Raw genomic sequence first — 657 nt, forward strand, 5'->3', positions numbered from 1 at the left:
GCTACACCGTTCAAGTGACCAAACAAGTTCCTAGTGAGTTGTTTGAATATCGCCACCTAATTGAAGAACCAGCATTGGATTGGATTCAAGACAATCTAACCACAAATGCGTCCGTGGCTATCGACCCTCGCATGCACAGTTCGGCTTGGCTAGATATGGCACAAGCAAAACTGGCCGGAAAACTGGAGCTAAACATTCTCTCCGGCAACCCAATTGATGAGCTGTGGCATGACCGCCCTGCACCCGTGGTTTCTGACGTTCGCCTCATGCCAACCGAAGCCGTTGGTCAATCAAGCGAAAGTAAGCGTAAAGAGATCGCTCAACTGGTAACAAAAGCCGGTGCAGACAGTGCAGTCATCACAGCGCTTGATTCTATTTGTTGGCTATTGAACGTACGTGGCTTGGATGTATCGCGTTTGCCAGTTTTACTGTCGCACGCGATTCTACATGCCGACTCAAGTGTAGAGTACTTCCTAGATCCCGCTCGCTTACCTGCTGAATTTGCAGCGCATGTGGGTACTGGTGTGACGGTTCATCATCCAGAAGCACTTCAATCTCGCCTTGAAGCCATGTCTGGTAAAAAGGTATTGCTCGACCCAGCAATCAGTAACGCATGGTTTAAGTTAGTTCTGCAAAATGCAGGCGCATCGGTTATTG

General features: G+C 48.9%; 1 protein-coding gene. It reads left to right on the forward strand.

Annotation, left to right across the window (positions count from 1 at the left end; genetic code table 11):
* A partial coding sequence (locus R8O10_RS25580; protein ID WP_318192003.1) for an aminopeptidase P family N-terminal domain-containing protein occupies positions 1-657 on the forward strand: 657 nt, incomplete at both ends.

The sequence above is a fragment of the Vibrio sp. 1727 genome, assembly GCF_033344415.1.
Taxonomy (GTDB): domain Bacteria; phylum Pseudomonadota; class Gammaproteobacteria; order Enterobacterales; family Vibrionaceae; genus Vibrio; species Vibrio alginolyticus.